An 18,652-nucleotide genomic window follows, 5' to 3' on the forward strand; every position below is an offset into this window, starting at 1 on the left:
ATTTATTTAAGGTTGGCACTCAGGACATTCCGTGCGTTCAACAAGCGCACGAAACTCTTCGGAAGTAAGGGGGAAAATTTGCTGGCAGGTTTCGCATTGGCGAATTTCAAAATAAGCTTCGCCATCATCGTGAATTTCACAGGGCAATAGGAGATCCAAAGGATCATAGCCTAAGGTTTGGCCATCGGAAAATTTCACCACAGCTAGTCGAATATTAAACTGTTGAAATGTCCCTTCCTTGCCTTGAAGGTCATTTACCCCTCCAATAGCACACACGGGTTGACCGGACTTCCGGATTTTTAGATCCTTAAGCGTCCGCTGGGAAGCCGTGGCCACTTCATACTCCACGGTATCTTTTGAATCAGTTGTCATTATCATCAATTGCTCAAAGCATAGCGATCTTGATAAGAAATTCTGCCCTTTCAGCTTGTAACATGCGGCGAAAAACAGCGTCAAGATAACCACCAGCCTTTACTGGCCATCATGCAAAGAAGGAGCAACCCCTCACCCATGGCACACATTACCATTTATCAAAAACCAACATGTTCCACTTGTAGAAAAGTCATTAAACTGGTTGAAGAAAGCGGACAACCTTTTACCGCCATCAATTATTACGAGAAGCCCTTGACCAAAACGAGACTTAAGGAGTTACTTAAAAAAGGTGGGTTGACAGCCAAAGACGTGATGAGGGCCAAGGAAGATATTTATAAATCACTCAACCTGGCCAAGACGGACAAATCCGAAGACGAACTCATTGATCTTATGATCAAGCATCCAGACCTCCTCCAACGCCCATTAGTGGAAAAAGGTAATAAGGTCATCATGGCCCGTCCACCAGAGACCATTGAAGAAATTCTGTAAACCACTTGCTCCCTCTAATGTTCTTAGTCCTATTTGGAATGACACTGAGAATCACAGACTCAATGGGGTGGGGTAGGGTTTTGCCAGGCCAATACTGGGAATAAGGAAAGATCCTTCCAAAGACCGTCACTCATTCATCCCGGACCAATTTTGAGATTCGGTGCCCTGGGCTTCGGTTCTGGGAATAGTCGAGTCGGCGCGAAGGTATTGATAGGCTTCGATGATACGACGTAACTCTGGTTCATCGCTACGGTCGCCCTTATTAAAATCAGGATGGAGCTTTTTCGCTCGTAGCCGAAAAGCTCGGGTGATCGCAGCCATGGAAGCTCCAAATTCCAACCCCAGCGCCTGATAAGCCTGTTCGTGCGAATTAATTTCACCGTGAGAAGCCGTGGGATCGCCTCCCATCCCGCCTGTGGCCTTCTTAAAAAAATCAAACAGATTTATTTTTCGACGACGGCGCTTGGGGCGCTGATAAATTTCGCTGTCGAATTCCTCGAAGCGGTCTTCCACAAATTCCAGCCTCGCCTCTAACCGTTGGGCATGATTGAGCTCCACCACCTCATCCAATTCCTCCTCAATGATCCCAATCATCCGCTCAACTTCCTCGAGTCCCTTCTCCACCACAAAATAGCTTTCCTCGCGCTCCAACATCATCGTGTCAATCGCAAAGTCCATGCTTGTTTCAAACTTTGACTTCAACTCAATGATTCGCCGACGCATCCCTCGAAAGTAGCGGGCCTTGGCACGCTCATCAAATGCCATTCCATCTCCCTACAGTCGTGACTCAGATCCCAAATCCATAAGTAATTGGAGAAAAAAACGCATTGTAGCACAAAGTCTTTTCCAAACACCCAGGATCTCTGACTTTGTGATCCCGTGAATTTCACGCGTGATTGCCCGTCTGTTTCATTGAATGCTACAGTGCTGAGGCCTTTTTTAGGAATTCATTATTTTTCACGATTATTTTTCACAGGGAGGAAAAGCCGTGAACAGGTTGTTGGGAATTTTGATCAGTTTTGGGTTGGTGATGGGCTTCGCAACCATAGGATGGGCAGGAAATCCCACGGGATACGGGCAAGCAGGAGGCGAATTTGACATTACCATTTCGAGGGTACCTGCCGGTGAAAAAGCCAAAGCCCGAAAAATGAAACCACCCTTCGAGGCAACGCCTGAAATTCTGGCCGAAGGGAAAAAAATATTTTTAGGAGTCGGAGGCTGCGTGAGCTGTCACGGACCGGAGGGCAAAGGCGATGGCCAAGCCGCGAGCAATCTCCCAATCCAACCAAGAAATTTCACGAACCCAAAATTCAAAAAACTGCGTAAGCCCGGCGAACTCATGTGGGTACTGAAAAACGGTAGCATGGGCCAAACCGGCAAAGTGCCTGGCACTGGTATGCTCCCAGTGGTGCAACCCAAAGGATTCATCACCGAAGAGCAAGGGTGGAAAGCGCTGTTATACGAACTCAGTTTGGGGGGCAAATAGCGTCACTTTTACTATTTGTCTAGGGGTCTATCAATACGACTAATTGTTGATATTCATTTAGTTACCATTCTCAATAGTTTTACCTTCGTCATCCTGGGCCAGCGGCGAGGTATCGCGCTTTGGAACAAGAGATGCTTCGTTGCACTCAGCATGACGAAAGGTCTTTGCGAATAATTTCAGAGTCCTTCATTAGGCCAGAGCCAAACGGCCTTCATTGACATGCCCTAGGTCCAAGGTTACACTTTTTCATTTTTTAGGACACACCCATCGTGCCCACCAAATCTGAATTCGTTCATCTTCATCTGCATACTCATTACAGCCTGTTGGATGGTGCCAATCAGCTGACCCCTTTATTGAATCAGGTCAACCATTTTGGGCAATCCGCCGTGGCGATGACCGATCATGGGAATTTATTCGGGGCGATTGAATTCTATCAAAAAGCCAAAGCCCAAGGGGTCAAACCCATTGTGGGCTGCGAAGCCTACCTTGCTCCCGGTCATCGCGGGCAACGCGAGGGACTCCTGGCCCATAACGACTACTACCACCTGATTCTCCTCGCGACAAACCTGAAGGGTTACCACAACCTCATCAAGCTTTCGAGCAAAGCCTACCTCGAAGGATTCTATTACAAACCACGCATGGACAAGGAACTCCTTCAGGAACATCATGAAGGCATTATTGCCTTATCAGGGTGCCTGAGTGGTGAAGTCCCTCAACTCATTAGCAAAGAAGACATGGAGGCCGCCAGCCGGACGGCCGGCGAATATCAGGAAATTTTTGGAAAGGATCATTATTACCTCGAGGTCCAAGCCAACGGTTTGGAGCAGCAACTCATTGCCAATCGGGGACTCATCGAGATTCACAAAAAACTCGGCATCCCCATGGCCGGCACCAACGATTGCCACTATCTCAATAAAGAGGATGCCAGGCCACACGAAATTATGCTGTGTTTGCAAACCGGCAAGACCTTAAAAGATACCAACCGCATGAAGTTCGACACGGACCAACTCTATGTGAAGTCCACAGAAGAAATGGTGGCCGAATTCGCCGAACTGCCCGAAGCCGTGCTCAACACCAGTCGGATCGCGGAACTGTGTAACCTCGATTTATCCTTTGGCACGACCTACCTTCCTCACTATCATCCGCCGGAAGGCATGAATCGGGAACAATATCTGCAAAAACTTGCCGAAGAAGGCCTAGCCGAACGCCTGAATACGCGTCCGTCGAGCATCCCTCGGGAAGCCTATCACCTTCGACTTCAGGAGGAATTGGCCGTGCTCTCCACCATGGGCTACGCGGGATACTTCCTTATCGTCTGGGACATTATCAAATTCGCTCGGTCACGCGGAATCCCCGTTGGCCCGGGCCGCGGATCGGCTGCCGGTAGTCTCATTGCCTATGCGTTGCGCATCACAGATCTCGACCCCCTAGCTTACAATCTCCTCTTTGAACGATTCCTAAATCCGGAACGGGTGAGCATGCCTGATATCGACATGGACTTTTGCCAAGACCGGCGAGGAGAAGTTATCAACTACGTCATCGATAAATACGGCGACGACCATGTCTGCCAGATCATCACTTTTGGAACCCTTGGCGCCAAAGCCGCAATTCGCGATGTGGGTCGGGTGCTGGACATTCCCTATTCCGAAGTGGATAAAGTCGCCAAACTCGTGCCCACGCAGTTGAATATCACCTTGAAAGATGCGTTAGCCCAGGAACCCAAACTACAAGAGATGATAGATAGCGATCCGCGCATGACGGAATTGATGGCCACCGCACAATCACTTGAAGGGCTGGCGCGACATGCGTCCACCCATGCGGCAGGCGTAGTAATTTCCCAAGAACCGCTGATGGAACATGTGCCGCTGTACAAAACGGCCAATGACGAAATCGTGACACAGTATTCCATGACCGACATCGAAAAGGTCGGGCTCGTCAAATTCGACTTCCTCGGACTCAAGACGCTCACCATGATTCAACATGCCGTGGCCATGGTGAACCAGAAACGTCCGGCCGACCAAGCCCTTAATTTGGATACCCTGCTCCCCAATGACGATGCCACCTATGCGTTACTGGCTTCTGGAAAAACTACCGGCATTTTTCAGTTGGAAAGTTCAGGGATGCGCAATTTATTGGTGCGCATTAAACCGGAATGCTTTGAAGACCTCATCGCCATCCTGGCTCTCTATCGACCTGGACCTTTGGAAAGCGGCATGGTCGAGGATTTCATCAAACGCAAACGCGATCCCTCAAAAATTGAATATGACCCGCCGGAGCTTGAGCCCCTCCTCAAAGAAACCTACGGAGTCATCGTATACCAAGAACAGGTCATGGCCATCGCCAACCGCATGGCTGGATTCAGCTTGGGACAAGCCGATTTGCTTCGCCGCGCCATGGGAAAGAAAAAACATGAGGAGATGGCCAAGCAAAAAGAACTGTTTATTGAAGGGTCCACCAAGAATGGGTTTACCGCCAAGAAGGCCGAAAAGATTTTCGATCAAATGGCCTACTTTGCAGGCTACGGCTTTAATAAATCCCATTCCGCCGCTTATGCGCTAGTGACATTTCAAACGGCTTACCTCAAAGCCAATTATCCCGTGGAATTTATGGCCGCTCTGCTCACCATCGAAATGGGCAACACAGATAAAATGGTGGGCTATTTCACCGAATGCAGGGAACTCGGCATCCCGATTCTTCCACCCGACGTCAACGAAAGCCAAAAGAATTTCACCGTCGTGGGGAACAGTATCCGGTTTGGACTTGCCGCGATCAAAAACGTCGGGGCAGGCGCGGTAGAATCGATTATTACCACCCGTGATGCGGGTGGGCCCTTCTCCTCATTTTTTGATTTTTGTAGCCGCATCGACTCACAAAAGGTCAACAAACGGGTATCGGAAGGACTCATCAAAGTCGGAGCCTTCGATTCGACCAAAGCCGTTCGCGCGCAACTCATGGCGGGAATGGATCAAATTCTAGACGAAGCCGCAGCCATTCAGCGGGAACGCGCGCTAGGGCAAACCAGTTTATTCGCCGCCTTCGATGAAGCGACCACCTCTACTACCTCGCCCGGCAACACCTGGTCGCGCCCGTTACCCCAAGTCGCGGAATGGTCGCAAGAACAACTCCTCCAATACGAACGACAGCTCACAGGGTTTTACATTACCGCCCACCCACTGGCTCAGCATGCGGAAGCCATTCGGCTTCTATCCACGCATCATACAGGCACCCTTCACGAAGCGCCGGAAGGCAAAGACATCAAACTCTGTGGCGTCATTGCCAGCATCAAGGGCACCACCACCAAAAAAGGCGACCGCATGGCCTACCTGCAAATTGAAGACTTGCAGGGGCTGGTCGAAGTCATCGTCTTTCCGCAACTCTTTAAAGATTCCGAACAATTCATCGTCACCGACACGGTGATTCATATCACCGGGACGGTAGATAAAATGGATAACGGCGCCCGCATCAAAGCCACCAAACTAGAACCACTCAGTGAGTTGCAGGCTAAATCCGTGAAACGGGTCACCGTGCGCATCAAGGAACATGAAGATACCTGGGGACATCTTCCCAAACTCCAAGAAGTCCTTCGTAAACATCCCGGTGGGGCTCCCATTTCTTTTCAATTTCTATTACACTCGAATGTGGAGGCCGAGAGTACCTCCATTCCTGATCTGATGGTCATGCCCAGCGAACACTTGGTCAATGACGTGGAACAAATTTTAGGAAAAGAATCCGTGACCTTTCACCACGCCTAAAGGGTACATCCACACATGCGCGATTTCTTGGATTTCGAAAAACCTCTCAAGGAACTGGAAGAACGGATTGAAAAAGTCAGTAAGTCCAGTTCCGAAAAAAAAGGCGTGCCGCGCCTGCTCCGCATGCTGCAAGGGCAACTTGCCAAAAAAGAAACGGAAATTTTTGGAAATCTGACACCCTGGCAACAAGCGCAACTCGCCCGTCATCCCCAACGCCCTTCCGCACTCAAATATATCGAGACCTTTTGCCAGGACTTTGTGGAACTGCATGGAGATCGAACTTTTGGAGACGATCAAGCCATTGTAGGCGGACTTGCCACATTTGGAGATCGCACCATCTGCGTCATCGGCCAAGAAAAAGGCCAAGGCGTCAAAGCCCGGGTGAAACGAAATTTTGGCATGCCCAACCCCGAAGGGTATCGAAAGGCTCTGCGCATCATGAAACTCGCAGAAAAGTTCGACCGGCCCATTGTCACCTTCATCGATACTCCAGGGGCGTATCCCGGTGTAGGGGCAGAAGAACGCGGACAAGCCGAAGCCATTGCGCGCAATCTTTTTGTGATGGCCAGGCTCCAAGTCCCGATTGTCGCGGTGATTACTGGTGAAGGAGGAAGCGGGGGCGCATTAGCACTCGGTGTCGCAGACCGTGTCCTGATTTTAGAAAACTCGATTTACTCCGTGATTTCTCCGGAAGGCTGTGCGGCCATTTTGTGGAACGACCCAGCCAAAACCGCCGAAGCCGCCGCCGCGCTCAAGATGAACGGAGCGGAACTCTTAAAACTTGGTATTGTCGATGAAGTGATTCCCGAACCTATCGGCGGTGCCCATCGAGATCCAGACCTAACGGCCCAGCATTTGTCCAAATCCATCCAAACCCATCTCAAGCAGTTAGAAAGCCTCAAAAAGGACAAGCTCGTCGCAGCGCGCGAAGAAAAGTTCCGGCGCATGTCAGCGTTGGCCGACTCTTGAAATCCTTTTTCCTCACATACAAGCAAGGAAATGATTGTGCGAGACATCATTCGCCAAGATCAACGAGATCAAGAAAAATTCAACGCATTGGGGGATGCCATAACCAAGGGAATGGAAAGCGGCATCAGCAATCGAACCATGCAGGACATCTTGAAAGAGGCCCGGCTCAAGGCCAAATCGGCAGGTCTAAAGTTGAATTACCGCCCTTAAACAAAATTGTTCATAGAATTATTATGTGGGGTGTCGCCCCCACACGACGAGTCCCTTTTGTTTCGGCAAAAGGGACCAAAACCATTTCCGCCTGTGTGCGGCCCTCCGGGTCCCTCCGCTTCTGGCCCGAATAAAATGGTTCGGGAACTCACTCCAAGGTGCAAAGCCACCTTTCCGCTCAAACAGCCCGAACCAAAAAGTCGATTCGGGCCAGAAGCTCCGCCGCACCAAAAGGCGGGAAGACACTGAACAAACAAAACCCATTTTCAAACTTAGGATTTGATAATGTAAACCCCACCGAGTTCTCATAATCATGCCTACCTAAAAGTTCTTTTTGGTTATGCCCTTACCCCTTCACGGGTTCAACAAGAACACCTAAGGCACCACAAAAGCAACCAAAAAAATACAAAAGCGTAAACCATCGGGAATTAAATGCCTCAGGAGCAGTTTGGCCTTTAATCGTTTGAATCTCCCAGCCTGATCTTCCAAGCACTCCCCAGGCAACTATGCCGAGCGCAACTAGACGAAACCATTTCAATTGGTCTGGATAAAGTTGCAAACTCTCACTGAGAAATGGTGCTAGTAAAATCGCAGAAAAGATCGCCACCGCAACTATTAGAAAAGCTTTTCCAATTTTCGACAGAACCTTTTTCCATCCATCATCCATAAATTTTTCCTCTACAAAATGTTAGATTGCGATTTCCCAGTATTATACAGGTCATCAGGCACTCTCTCTGATGCACCATATCGCACCAATGCCAAATCAGTTTAACCACAATACCACCATTGTTTTGCATGAACTAAAAAGGATCGGCTGAAGCCTTGGGCGCGGCTTTCCCGCGGGACCAAATTCGACTTTTCTGGCTAGGGCTGTTTGAGCGGAGCGAGTTTCCGAGCCATTATGATTCGGGGCGGTGGATCAGGCACTCCGGAGAGCTTGCTTCATAGCAAGGTCGGAGGGGACGCGCACGGGCAGAAATGGTTTTGGGTCCTTTTGCCGAAACAAAAGGACCTCGTCGCGCGGGCGCGAAAGCCCGCATAAAATTAATTTATGGATTTTGCCACATCGCGCCTTCCAACGTCGGATTAAACTGATGCGTCAACTTCAACACATCCCCGTCCTTTAGCTTTGTCTCCAGAGTTGAAATTTTTTGGTTCAGGGTCACCATCAACTCGCCTTTTTTCAGAAACTCCAGCAAGCCGCCAAATTTCTCGGGATCGCCTTCTAAAAATTCACGGACCGTTGGGGTCCCTGTGAGTTCACATTCCATTTCAGGATCTTCCACGCAGGGCAGCAAGTTTTGTCCAAAAACTCTTACCGTGACCATATTTCGACTCCTTCTTTGTCAGTTTTTGCTCTAAATTCCCCTCCTTTGTAAGGAGGGATAAGGGGAAGTAGAGATTTCCTTTTAGAAATTACAGTTTACTCAAAAGACACATTCCATTTGTAAAGAAAACTCTACCCACCTTTGCCTCCCCTTACAAAGGGGAGGAAAAGGAATTTATCCCGATTCGGTTTCGTCCATGTTTTCCAACAGCACTTGAGCAATATGCTTCACGGCGGTCTTTGCAGGCAAGCCGTTTTTGAGTTGAATCATGCAGGCCGGGCAACTCGTGGCCACCACCTCGGCTTGGCTCTGATGAATGGCGGTTTTTTTTCGTTGAAAGATTTTTTGGGACGTCGTGTAATCCTTCACAATATAGGTCCCGGCACCGCCGGCACACCGGTCGGCATCCTGCATCTCCACATAGTCCACACCCGGCAAATTAGTCAGCAGCTGCCTCGGCTGCTTCGTGACACCTGCCGCGCGAAGATGACAGGAAGAATGGTAGGTCACTTTTTGGGGAACGGAGCTTTTCTTGGAACTAGGCCGGACCGTTTCCTGGTCTAAGGCAAATTCCGAGATATGCTTGACCTTCTTGGCTAACCGCGTAGCCGTTTCTTCTTCGGGCTCACCCTTGAACCATTTTTCATAGTCCTTCAACGCTAAGGTACAAGAAGCGCAACCGGTCACCACCGTTTCATACCCATCGAAGTTTTTGAGGTTTTCGCGCGCGCCTTCTTTCGCCAAGGCTCGATGCCCATAAGTTTCAATCGGCGTGCCGGAACACCGCTGCGGCGGCAAATCCGGAGTGACCCCATATCGCTTCATCACCTGAATCACGGCATCGCCTACGCCATCCTCAAAATAGTTCGCCGCGCATCCGTGAAAGTAGGCGACTTTTTTCTCCTTTTGTAGAGACGAGGAGGGAGGCACCACGCACAACTCTCGATGTCGCTCACGCAGAAGTGTTTTGGCCAACCGAGGCAATTTCATATTCCAGGGGAATCGTGCATTTTCCGCCAATTGTTTGAGAAAGGGGCGCGAAAGGGCATCCATAATTCGACGAATCACGGGACGATCCCACAAGTCTTGCGTCTTCGCGGCTAATTTAATCAGCTTTTCAAACTTCGCTTGTTGGGCATGCAAACCAAAAATTTTCCCAGCCAGTTTATTAGGATGCTCGGCTCGTCGCTGAAGAATAAGTTCCGACACATCCACGTCCGCCGGACAAATGGTTCGGCATGACTTGCAATTCAAACATGCCTCGACCACACGCTTGGAATTTAAATAGCTATAGTCCGGCGCCGTGACAATTTCAAACCATCCCCGAGAACTCATGTCTTCGGATTGAAACACATCGTACACCGGACAGACCGAATTGCATTTCGCACAGGTCGCACAGGGTTTGCTTAGCCGCTCGAAGTCGATATGTTCGGTAAACGGCGTCTCGCTAATTTTCACGCCAGGGTTGAGCACCCCTGCTGGATCCAACGCCTGTTTCACCTTCACGAACAATCCGTACAACTCTTCACCGAACATGCGCTTGACCATTTCAGCCCGAATCCGACCATCTCCATGTTCACCACAAATCGACCCGCCAAATTGCTCAAGAATAGTCCGATGAACTTCGTAATAGGTGTCCACCATTCGCTGAAAATCATTCTCGTCATTGACATCGAGCAAGGGAAGAATATGGGCATTGCCATTGCCGATATGGCCAAAGATGGCCAAGGGCACATGCGCCTTTCCAAATACGTCATTCAAATAACGAATCAACTCCCCCAGCCGGTCAGCAGAGACCACGACATCATCCACATAGTTAATAGGCTTTTTCTTCGCGTTATATCGATACAAGGTAGGATAGAGGGCTTTTCGCGCTTTCCATAAATTTTGTTGGTGTTCAGGGTCGGTGGCAATGACGGGATCGGATGCCAATCGGAACCGTCGGCACACTTCTTTCAATTGCGCAATGCCTCCATGATCGCCGCCTTGGTCAAACTCAATCAACAACGTGGCGGCCGAGTCTTCGGGGATGTGGTATTGCGCCCGTCCAATCAAATCAAGCGTATTGGCATCCATCACTTCCAAGGCCAAAGGATCAAGCTTTAATAAATGGTGAACGGCTTCTCCCATCTCTTCGAGATGCTGAAAATGGATCATCCCCGTCACGGTGGCGTGAGGTCGATCGACCAGCTGAATAGTGGCTTCGCTAAACACGCCCAACGTACCTTCGCTTCCCACAAACAATTTTGGGAAGTCCACGACCCCTTGGTCTATCCCAGTAGCCACATCGAACAAGTTGTAACCCGCGCTATTTTTACTAACGCGCGGCCTCTTAGCATGAATGAGTTCACGATGATCGCGCACCAAATGGACCACAGATTCGAGCGCGGTGAACTGCTCAAAGGTCTGACGACATTGCGCACTCTCCAGTGCTTCAACCCCAGCATTGAGCCATCCGCCTGATTCGAGACACACGCGCATGGACAACACATTGTCCTTCACCGAGCCATAGCGCAGCGTATGAGGGCCTGACGAATTATTGGCCAACATGCCACCGAGCTTGCACATGTCGCCACTGGAAGGGTCCGGACCGAACATAAGACCCGCAGAAGATAATTGTTTATTGAGTTCATTGAGGATAATTCCCGGTTGAACACGCGCCCATTTTTCATCTCGATTGAGTTCCAGCACACGATTAAGGCGGGATACATCCAGAATGATGCCGGACCCAACGGCTGAGCCGGTGAGGTTGGTCCCAGCGGCGCGTGTCGTTAAAGGAATACTCCTCCGCACCGCATAATCCATGACCCGTTCGATATCCGCTTCGCCATCCGGCAACACCACAACTTGCGGCGTCATCCGATAAATACTGGCATCCACGGCATAGGCGCGCAGTGTCGGAAAATCGTCTTTTACTTTGTCATGGCCCATCAGACGCCGAAGATCAGCACCGATGGTTGATACTTTTTGGGGGATCACTAAGTCCATTGGATGACACTTCCTAATGGCATTCTAGAAAGCGGACCGGGAAAGGGCAACTGAGATGGGCACCACCTGGCGCTGCAGAACGCCGGAGGGGTTCACGCGAAATAGCAAGAACGGAAAAGACGATATTCGCTCACTCCTAAAAATCCGAAACCGCTAAGCTTCTTCTTGAACCGCAGCAGGTTCCTCAATGACATCTTGTTCCAGGAGATCTTCTTCGCCCTCCGCAGAGTCACCCTCATCCAGCATGGCCATGGTATCTTCGCTGAATAGATCAGGAGTTTCGCCTTGTCCCAAATCTTTGAACTCACGAAGCGGTGGAAGATCACGGAGATCGCGCAGACCAAACCGTTCAAGAAATACTTTACTCGTCCCGTACATAATGGGCCGACCGGGAATGTCCTTTCGTCCCACCATGCGAATCAATTTTTGATCCAATAAGGTGCGAAGCACTCCGGAAGTTTCTACACCACGGATTTGTTCGATTTCCGCGCGCACGATCGGCTGCTTATAGGCAATAATTGCCAATGTCTCCATTGCGGAACGAGATACCTTGGCGGAAGCTTTGACTTTCTGAAGTCGTGTAATCCAGGGCGAACAATCTGGACGCGTGACCATGGAAAATCCCCCAGCCACTTCGACAATGTGCAACCCTCTCCCCTCTTGACCATAATCCTGTTGCAAGGCACGTATGGCATTATGCACGACGACCTTTGGAGGCCCAGCCAACACCGTCGTAATTTTATCCACGGTTAACGGCTCATGGGAGACATAGAGCAAGGACTCAATAATGCCTTTTAATTCCTGCTCATCTAATGAAGCGGTCTCGGTGTCGCTCCCAACTGGTGAAACCTCGTCTGTGGATGACGATGATTCAGGGACTAAGCCCATGGCTTCCGTGACCACCATATCCTCGGGCACAGCTTCTATCTTGAGGTCCTGTTCAGTGGTATCCATTCCCATTATTCCCTCCATGATTCAGTGAATCCAATCCATCGGATTCTCCTGGTCCATCAGTTTTATTCCCATCCACCTCAGCCAAAAAGGTCCGAGAGATGCGAATGGCGCCAAACAAATCGCCCTGAAAGATTTTGACCAATTTCATACGCACCAATTCCAGCAGAGCCAAGAACGTCACAATGACCACCAATCGCGTGGTGGCATTATCAAATAACGAGGTAAAGGTAATCGTGGGATTGTCTTCCAACCGCTCGATAATCCCATTGATGCGATCCTGCACCGTCAACGTATCAGGTGTAATATCAACCACGACTTGGGCTTCGGTGCGAGTTAACACTTCTTGTAACGCGCCCAACAGGTCGAACATACTGACGTCATCCATAAGCACTTCGCGGATTTTGGGTACATCCATGGGTTCGCGTTGGAACATGTCTCGCCAGAATTTTTCCCGGTCGGATAACTCGCCCGCGACATCTTTAAATTGCTGGTACTCAACGAGCCGCCGCACCAGTTCGCTTCGCGGATCTTCTCCCTCTTCCTCTTCCATGGGGGTTTCTGCCTCTTGGGGCAGCAACATTCTTGACTTAATTTGAATAAGGGTCGCGGCCATGACTAAAAATTCCCCAGCGAAGGATAGATTCAGTTCTTTCATGAGCTGGAGATATTCCAAATATTGCTGGGTGATCAGCGAAACCGGAATATCATAAATATCGATTTCATGTTTCCGAATGAGGTGGAGCAACAGATCGAGGGGACCTGTAAAGGCATCGAGTTTGACCTCATACGGAATTTCCATTTGTTCCATAAATTGGCTATTCCTTTAGGGAGAATGTAGGAAAAAGAGGCGAAAAGAATGTCGAATGGTATACCACTTTTAGTGGATAGTGGCAACCTGAACTTCTATATATTGTGGCTGCACCCTCATTTCAGGACTTTCCCATTTTTGGCTTTAAACAGGTAATAGAAAACTACCAGGAAGAGGCCTCCTAGGACAAATAGACCCGCTTGGATTTGAGGGTCCATGAGTGCAGGCTGGGAACGAAATTTGCGCGCCAGGGCCTCATCTGTGAATTGGGGAGGCTCTTGAAAATTCACATGCGAAAAGTTCGAATCCCCCCCAAAACCTACCTCAGTAAAATCCGCGATCATGCGGAAGGTCCCGCTTCGAAAATTGGCGCCTTGTTTAAATTGTGCAAACCTGAAAAAGGTTTCTCGTTCAAACGTTGCGTTGGAAAAATCCGGAACCTCTTCAAACTGGCTACCGGAAAATCCCGTGCCGTGCTGAAATTTTGCATGTGAAAAATCGGCCTTCTTCTGCCACCCCACTTCTAAAAATTCTGCGAGTCCAAGAAAGGTCGCGCCAGAAAACAGCGCCTGGTCCGCAAACACAGCTTTATGAAAGCGTGAATGGGTCCCAAACTGTGTGTGGGTAAAGTTGGCCAGATTCAGGAACATGGCTTGAATAAAAAATCCTTCAAATTCAATTGTGGTTCCCGAAAAATCGACGGACTCTTGAAATACGGACCGCGAGAAATCTACTGACCGACGAAACGTGCTTCCCGTAATAGAAACCGGACTTTGCACGATCAGAAATCCACGGTCGATTAAATTTGTCGCGAGAATCCCCCGTACCTCCACATCACGAAAAATGAGGGGCCCACGAAGGATACGAACAGCCTCCAACTTTTCACGTGCAAATCGATCTTTGACCAGTGAAGATTTCTCAAAATGGTTGGGAAGAGGCTCAAGAGGCAGAGCATCCAACATCAGGTCACCTTTGAGCACGACACCTTCCAACTCTACCCCCTGCCCTTTCAAAAGGGCAGTCAACACATCGTGCGCTAAAACCGCTAAGGCTTCACGTTCCTCTGGAGAACAATCGCCAACCAAGATTCGCACCATCCTTGGCGAACTCCCCTCGAAGGTCTGTTCAACGCGACATGCAACACCTTCCATTGCTGTGGTCAAAGTCCACAGTAGGCACACACACACGACCCGCCAAGAAGCCCACTCTTTGTTAACGAAGGATGTCCGACCGCTAAATTGCATGAAGTGATGCCACCTAACACATGAAGCTTTGTGGAGGTCTAAAAACCAATCTGTAGATACAACTAAACGGATGACGGGAAGAAAACTAACCCACGCACCACGCCCCAGATGAGCCGAGGATATGCCGTTCCAACGCTCACCAAAATGATTCCCCCACAGGGATGTGAATGAGATCAGGCTTTGGGATCCTTCAGGGTCAGGTAGAAATCTTTGACTTCCCGTTCGGGATGGCTGAGCCGTTCAGCGACTTCCTCGACCGTCTTGGGTGGCGGGGCAACAACCTTGTCGCCTTCCTTCCAATTTACCGGAGTGGCGCAGGAATATTGATCTGCTGTTTGTAGCGCAGTCACCAATCGCAACACTTCTTCCACATTGCGACCGGCATTCATGGGATAGTAAATCAGCGCACGGATAACGCGCTTGGGGTCAATAATAAACAAGGCTCGAACTGTGGCTGTCGTACTGGCACCAGGATGAATCATGCCATACAGCTGTGAAATTCGCATATCTGGGTCGGCCACCATCGGGTAGGGAATGGTCACGCCCATTTTTTCCTTCATATTTTCCAGCCACGCCAAATGGGAATGGATGCTATCGACACTGATTCCGATGAGTTTAATTTTCTTTTTTTTGAACTCATCGTACCGCCGGGCAAATTCCATTAGTTCGGTGCTACACACCGGGGTAAAATCCGCAGGATGAGAAAACAACACTACCCAGTGCTGCTCTTGCCACACGCTAAAACCTAAATTATTATCCAACGTGGTCACGGCTTGAAAATCCGGGGCTTGATCCCCTATCCGTGGCAAACTTCCTGGTTCAGACATCTATACCTCCTTCATCACACACAGCAAATTCCATAATGATCACAATTAAAACAATTCGCTACCTCGTAGCCATCATGAAGATTGTATTTCGTATCTAGTATCTCGTAATCATTCATTTTGCGAAATACGAACGACGAGATACAAGGTACGTTTGTTTCTTCCTACCATCCACGAATAATGCCGTCATCATCATCGATGCCGACATCGGAATCGCGGAAGTATTTTTCCGTCCCTAATTCTTCGGCTAAATCTTCGGTTAAATCATCGTCTAACTCATCGCTGACGCCAGACAAATCTTCATCATCCTCAAGATCGACCACCAAATCATCGTCTGGCGTCAGATCCTCGGCCAAATCATCAATGCCAGCAACTAAATCATCTTCCAGCGTGCCTGGATCTACGGGGTTTGGCATCCCGGGTTTCTTCTGAGGAACAGGTTCATCCAGGACACCCGGCTTCATTTTGGAAATGCCCGCACCTTTGGAGACCTCTTTGGGCAATCCCACCTTTTTGGACTTGGGGGATTTCTTTTGGTTCTCCTTGGCGGACGTCTTCCCCTTCGCGGGCTTGATCTCTTTCCCCGATCGTTGCGCTGGCCGGCCCTTTGAAGGCTTTGTTGTCTTTGCTGGATTCTTTCCTTTGGCTAATTTGGAAGTGGTCTTCTTTTTTCCCGATGATTTCTTGGCAGCCGTGGACTTTTTCGCACTACTCCCTTTGGCCTTCGCGGACTTGGCGGCTCCGGTTTTCGCCACTTTTTTCTTTCCCTTGCCTTTAGGTTTGGACACGGTTGCTTTGGATTTTGGCTTGGCTAATTTTGATTTTGTCTTTCCGGCCTTCGCTTTAGTTGACTTGGAAACCGATTTCACACCTTTGCTGACCTTGGCTTTTGCCCCAACCTTTTTTGGCTTTTTGGCCTTGGCCTTCGGTTTCTTTTTAGCTATCGCTGCCATCGCTCTCCCTCCTCAATAGATTTTTTCTTAGGAAAAATCACCTACACATAGGCTGGCGAGTGGGTCCCATCTATCATGGACCGGCCTAGAGTTGCAACAGGAGACTCCTTTTTCATCCGACGGGCGGAAGAATCTAGCATTTCTAGATGAACCTCTTTACAGTCCTCGCACAGATCATGCGTGAACCGATTCCCACCTCACAATCCCCGACCAATGCTCGTTGGATCATCTTAGCGCTTCTCCTCCTAATAAGCATTATTACGTATATCGATCGTGTCAATATTTCTATCACCGCCCGACAAATGATGCCTGCACTGGGTTTGACCAATGTTCAAATGGGTCAAATTTTTTCGGCCTTCGTATTTGGATATGCCTTGTTTCAAATTCCCGGCGGATGGATGGGTGATCGATGGGGAGCACGAAAAATTCTCACCCTGGCCGTTATCTGGTGGTCAATCTTTACAGCACTTACTGCTTTAGCACCAGCTTCATTTCTCTCGGCAGTCTTGGGGATTTGGGGATCGTTGATCGTCGTCCGGTTTTTGATTGGCATGGGCGAAGCCGCCGCTTTGCCAAATTTTACCCGAGCGGTGGCGAATTGGTGTGGCCCCCATGAACGGGGAATCGGGATGGCTATCACCATTAGTGGTATTGGAATCGGCTCCGCGCTCACCCCACCGATCACCGCATGGATCATGGTGAACTACGGTTGGCAGACCGCCTTTTATCTCGCCGGTGCCATAGGCATCGTCATTGCCCTCATCTGGTATTGGTTTGCCACAGATTTCCCCCAAGACCATCCATGGGTCAATGCCCAGGAAGCCGCACTCATCCAAGGCAAAGAGCCCTCGCACCCCACGCCTTCTCCCTCTCAAGCCATCCCGTGGAAAATCTTTGCCAAAACTCCCACCGTATGGTGGCTGGTCTTGAGCTACACCTGCTTTGGATACGTGGCCTATGTATACATGTCGTGGTTTTACTTGTACTTGGTGGAGGCACGAGGCTTTAGCGTGTTGCGGGGTGCGGTTTTCGCCTCGAGCCCGTTCATTGCCATGACCATCTTTTGCCCACTTGGCGGATGGTTCACAGATCAACTGTCTCAGCGATTTGGATTAAATAAAGGACGGTCATGGATTGGAATCACCGGCATGACTCTAGCGGCGCTTTCAATTATTCTTGGAGCGCTCATTGATACACCGTTCATCGCTATCGCCTTTTTATCACTCGGTGCGGGTTGGCTCTATTTCACTATTGGCGCGTTCTGGAGCACCCCCGTCGACCTCTCCAAGTCACATGCCGGGACTTTATCCGGACTCATGAACACTGGAGCTAATCTCGGCGGGACTCTTTCCCCTACATTCACGCCATGGATCGCCAATCAATATGGCTGGACTGTTTCCCTCGGCGTTGCCGCAGCTTTGGCCCTCATCGGTGCATTGGCATGGCTAAAGATTCGGCCGGGGGATGGGTTGAGAGAATAAATGGCAATAAAATTTGTAGGGAAATTATTTATCTAACCAGGGTTTTGCCCCCGCCGAGGAGGTTCCTTCGTGGCTGGCTCGGGATATGCTCTTTTGTTTTGCCAAAAAGACCCAAAACCATTTTTACCTGTGCGCGACCCTCAAGGTCCCTGGGACTTCATTGTATAGTGGGACAAGGTAGTTGATGGCCTCAGGTCTCGCTTGCTACATTCGCTCGGATGAGCGAAACCATTGCCTTCAAGAAAAAAAATCCAAAAGTCGTCATCTCGACCAAGTTCGGAGACATCACCATCCGTTTTTTTACGGATGTGGCCCCGCGCCATGTCGAAAACTTTCTGAACCTTGCCAAAATCGGATTTTATGATGGCACGACCTTTCACCGTGTGATTCCTGGGTTCATCATTCAAGGGGGCGATCCCCTTAGCAAAGAAACCGACCGCAGCCTGCATGGCCAGGGCGGACCAGGATTTAGTTTGAACCCCGAGCCCAGCGATCAACCCCACCGGCGCGGCACGGTCTCCATGGCTAAGATGCCTCGAAATGAGGACCGGACACGAGACGTCACGGATAACGGTTCACAATTTTTCATTTGCGTGCAGGATAACAGCAGCCTTGACCGAACTTATTCGGCATTCGGTAAGGTCATGAAAGGCATGGATGTAGTGGACAAAATCGTAGCCATACCCTGCGATGAACGGGATAACCCCCTTGAGCCCGTCGTGATGAAGATCAAAGAGGTCGCAGAATAAAGTCCCGAGAAAATGGTAAGAATTATTCCCGCCTACTCAACCGTT

At 49.7% G+C, this 18,652-nt stretch carries 17 protein-coding genes; 7 read left to right on the forward strand and 10 right to left on the reverse strand.

All coding sequences use genetic code 11. The annotated features are described in order from the left end of the window. Window positions 1–6: 6 nt before the first annotated feature. Window positions 7–372, reverse strand: a complete 366-nt coding sequence (locus PPG34_RS06780; RefSeq protein ID WP_313832408.1) for a hypothetical protein — start codon at window positions 370–372, stop codon at window positions 7–9. Between the two features lie 138 nt (window positions 373–510). Between PPG34_RS06780 and PPG34_RS06785 the strand changes: the two genes are divergently transcribed. Beyond that, the gene (locus tag PPG34_RS06785; protein ID WP_313832409.1) at window positions 511–861 is read left to right on the forward strand and encodes an arsenate reductase family protein; all 351 of its coding nucleotides are present in this window, start codon (window positions 511–513) and stop codon (window positions 859–861) included. A 126-nt stretch (window positions 862–987) separates the two neighbouring features. Here PPG34_RS06785 and PPG34_RS06790 read toward each other — a convergent pair whose 3' ends face one another. Further along, the gene (locus PPG34_RS06790; protein WP_313832410.1) at window positions 988–1,626 is read right to left on the reverse strand and encodes a DnaJ domain-containing protein; all 639 of its coding nucleotides are present in this window, start codon (window positions 1,624–1,626) and stop codon (window positions 988–990) included. A 223-nt stretch (window positions 1,627–1,849) separates the two neighbouring features. On the opposite strand from PPG34_RS06790, the gene PPG34_RS06795 reads away from it, so the two are divergent. The 4 genes from PPG34_RS06795 (at window position 1,850) to PPG34_RS06810 (ending at window position 7,278) form a co-directional block, all read left to right on the forward strand. Then, complete coding sequence (locus tag PPG34_RS06795; RefSeq protein WP_313832411.1) at window positions 1,850–2,347, forward strand: c-type cytochrome; 498 nt, start codon at window positions 1,850–1,852, stop codon at window positions 2,345–2,347. A gap of 269 nt (window positions 2,348–2,616) precedes the next feature. Further along, window positions 2,617–6,099 carry a DNA polymerase III subunit alpha gene (gene dnaE / locus PPG34_RS06800; RefSeq protein WP_313832412.1) on the forward strand — a complete coding sequence of 1,161 codons (3,483 nt, stop codon included), beginning with the start codon at window positions 2,617–2,619 and terminating at the stop codon, window positions 6,097–6,099. A gap of 15 nt (window positions 6,100–6,114) precedes the next feature. After that, window positions 6,115–7,068 (forward strand): acetyl-CoA carboxylase carboxyltransferase subunit alpha, encoded by a 954-nt coding sequence (locus PPG34_RS06805; protein ID WP_313832413.1) that lies wholly within the window; start codon window positions 6,115–6,117, stop codon window positions 7,066–7,068. A 36-nt stretch (window positions 7,069–7,104) separates the two neighbouring features. Next, window positions 7,105–7,278, forward strand: a complete 174-nt coding sequence (locus tag PPG34_RS06810; RefSeq protein WP_313832414.1) for a ribbon-helix-helix domain-containing protein — start codon at window positions 7,105–7,107, stop codon at window positions 7,276–7,278. 346 nt (window positions 7,279–7,624) lie between these two features. Here PPG34_RS06810 and PPG34_RS06815 read toward each other — a convergent pair whose 3' ends face one another. The 8 genes from PPG34_RS06815 to PPG34_RS06850 form a co-directional block, all read right to left on the reverse strand. Next, window positions 7,625–7,945 carry a hypothetical protein gene (locus PPG34_RS06815; RefSeq protein WP_313832415.1) on the reverse strand — a complete coding sequence of 107 codons (321 nt, stop codon included), beginning with the start codon at window positions 7,943–7,945 and terminating at the stop codon, window positions 7,625–7,627. A 382-nt stretch (window positions 7,946–8,327) separates the two neighbouring features. Further along, the gene (locus PPG34_RS06820) at window positions 8,328–8,606 is read right to left on the reverse strand and encodes a MoaD/ThiS family protein (RefSeq protein WP_313832416.1); all 279 of its coding nucleotides are present in this window, start codon (window positions 8,604–8,606) and stop codon (window positions 8,328–8,330) included. 174 nt (window positions 8,607–8,780) lie between these two features. Next, window positions 8,781–11,594 carry an FAD-binding and (Fe-S)-binding domain-containing protein gene (locus PPG34_RS06825; protein WP_313832417.1) on the reverse strand — a complete coding sequence of 938 codons (2,814 nt, stop codon included), beginning with the start codon at window positions 11,592–11,594 and terminating at the stop codon, window positions 8,781–8,783. 153 nt (window positions 11,595–11,747) lie between these two features. Then, entirely contained in the window at window positions 11,748–12,548 is an 801-nt protein-coding gene (scpB, locus tag PPG34_RS06830; RefSeq protein ID WP_313832418.1) for an SMC-Scp complex subunit ScpB, read from the reverse strand. After that, window positions 12,535–13,356: a segregation and condensation protein A gene (locus PPG34_RS06835; RefSeq protein WP_313832419.1), complete on the reverse strand. Its 822-nt coding sequence runs from the start codon at window positions 13,354–13,356 to the stop codon at window positions 12,535–12,537. The genes scpB and PPG34_RS06835 overlap by 14 nt, the downstream gene beginning before the upstream one ends. 116 nt (window positions 13,357–13,472) lie before the next feature. Then, window positions 13,473–14,453, reverse strand: a complete 981-nt coding sequence (locus tag PPG34_RS06840; RefSeq protein ID WP_313832420.1) for a pentapeptide repeat-containing protein — start codon at window positions 14,451–14,453, stop codon at window positions 13,473–13,475. A gap of 320 nt (window positions 14,454–14,773) precedes the next feature. Next, on the reverse strand, window positions 14,774–15,427 hold the full coding sequence (locus PPG34_RS06845; protein WP_313832421.1) for a peroxiredoxin: 654 nt from the start codon (window positions 15,425–15,427) through the stop codon (window positions 14,774–14,776). A gap of 161 nt (window positions 15,428–15,588) precedes the next feature. Then, a complete protein-coding gene (locus tag PPG34_RS06850) occupies window positions 15,589–16,377 on the reverse strand; it encodes a hypothetical protein (protein WP_313832422.1) in 789 nt (262 codons plus the stop codon). Window positions 16,378–16,523: 146 nt separating this feature from the next. On the opposite strand from PPG34_RS06850, the gene PPG34_RS06855 reads away from it, so the two are divergent. Together PPG34_RS06855 and PPG34_RS06860 are read left to right on the forward strand one after the other, a co-directional pair. Then, window positions 16,524–17,858 carry an MFS transporter gene (locus tag PPG34_RS06855; protein ID WP_313832423.1) on the forward strand — a complete coding sequence of 445 codons (1,335 nt, stop codon included), beginning with the start codon at window positions 16,524–16,526 and terminating at the stop codon, window positions 17,856–17,858. A 218-nt stretch (window positions 17,859–18,076) separates the two neighbouring features. Then, entirely contained in the window at window positions 18,077–18,607 is a 531-nt protein-coding gene (locus PPG34_RS06860) for a peptidylprolyl isomerase (RefSeq protein ID WP_313832424.1), read from the forward strand. Window positions 18,608–18,652: the final 45 nt, after the last annotated feature.

Origin of the sequence: Candidatus Nitronereus thalassa (assembly GCF_032191465.1) — a bacterium.
GTDB lineage: Bacteria > Nitrospirota > Nitrospiria > Nitrospirales > UBA8639 > Nitronereus > Nitronereus thalassa.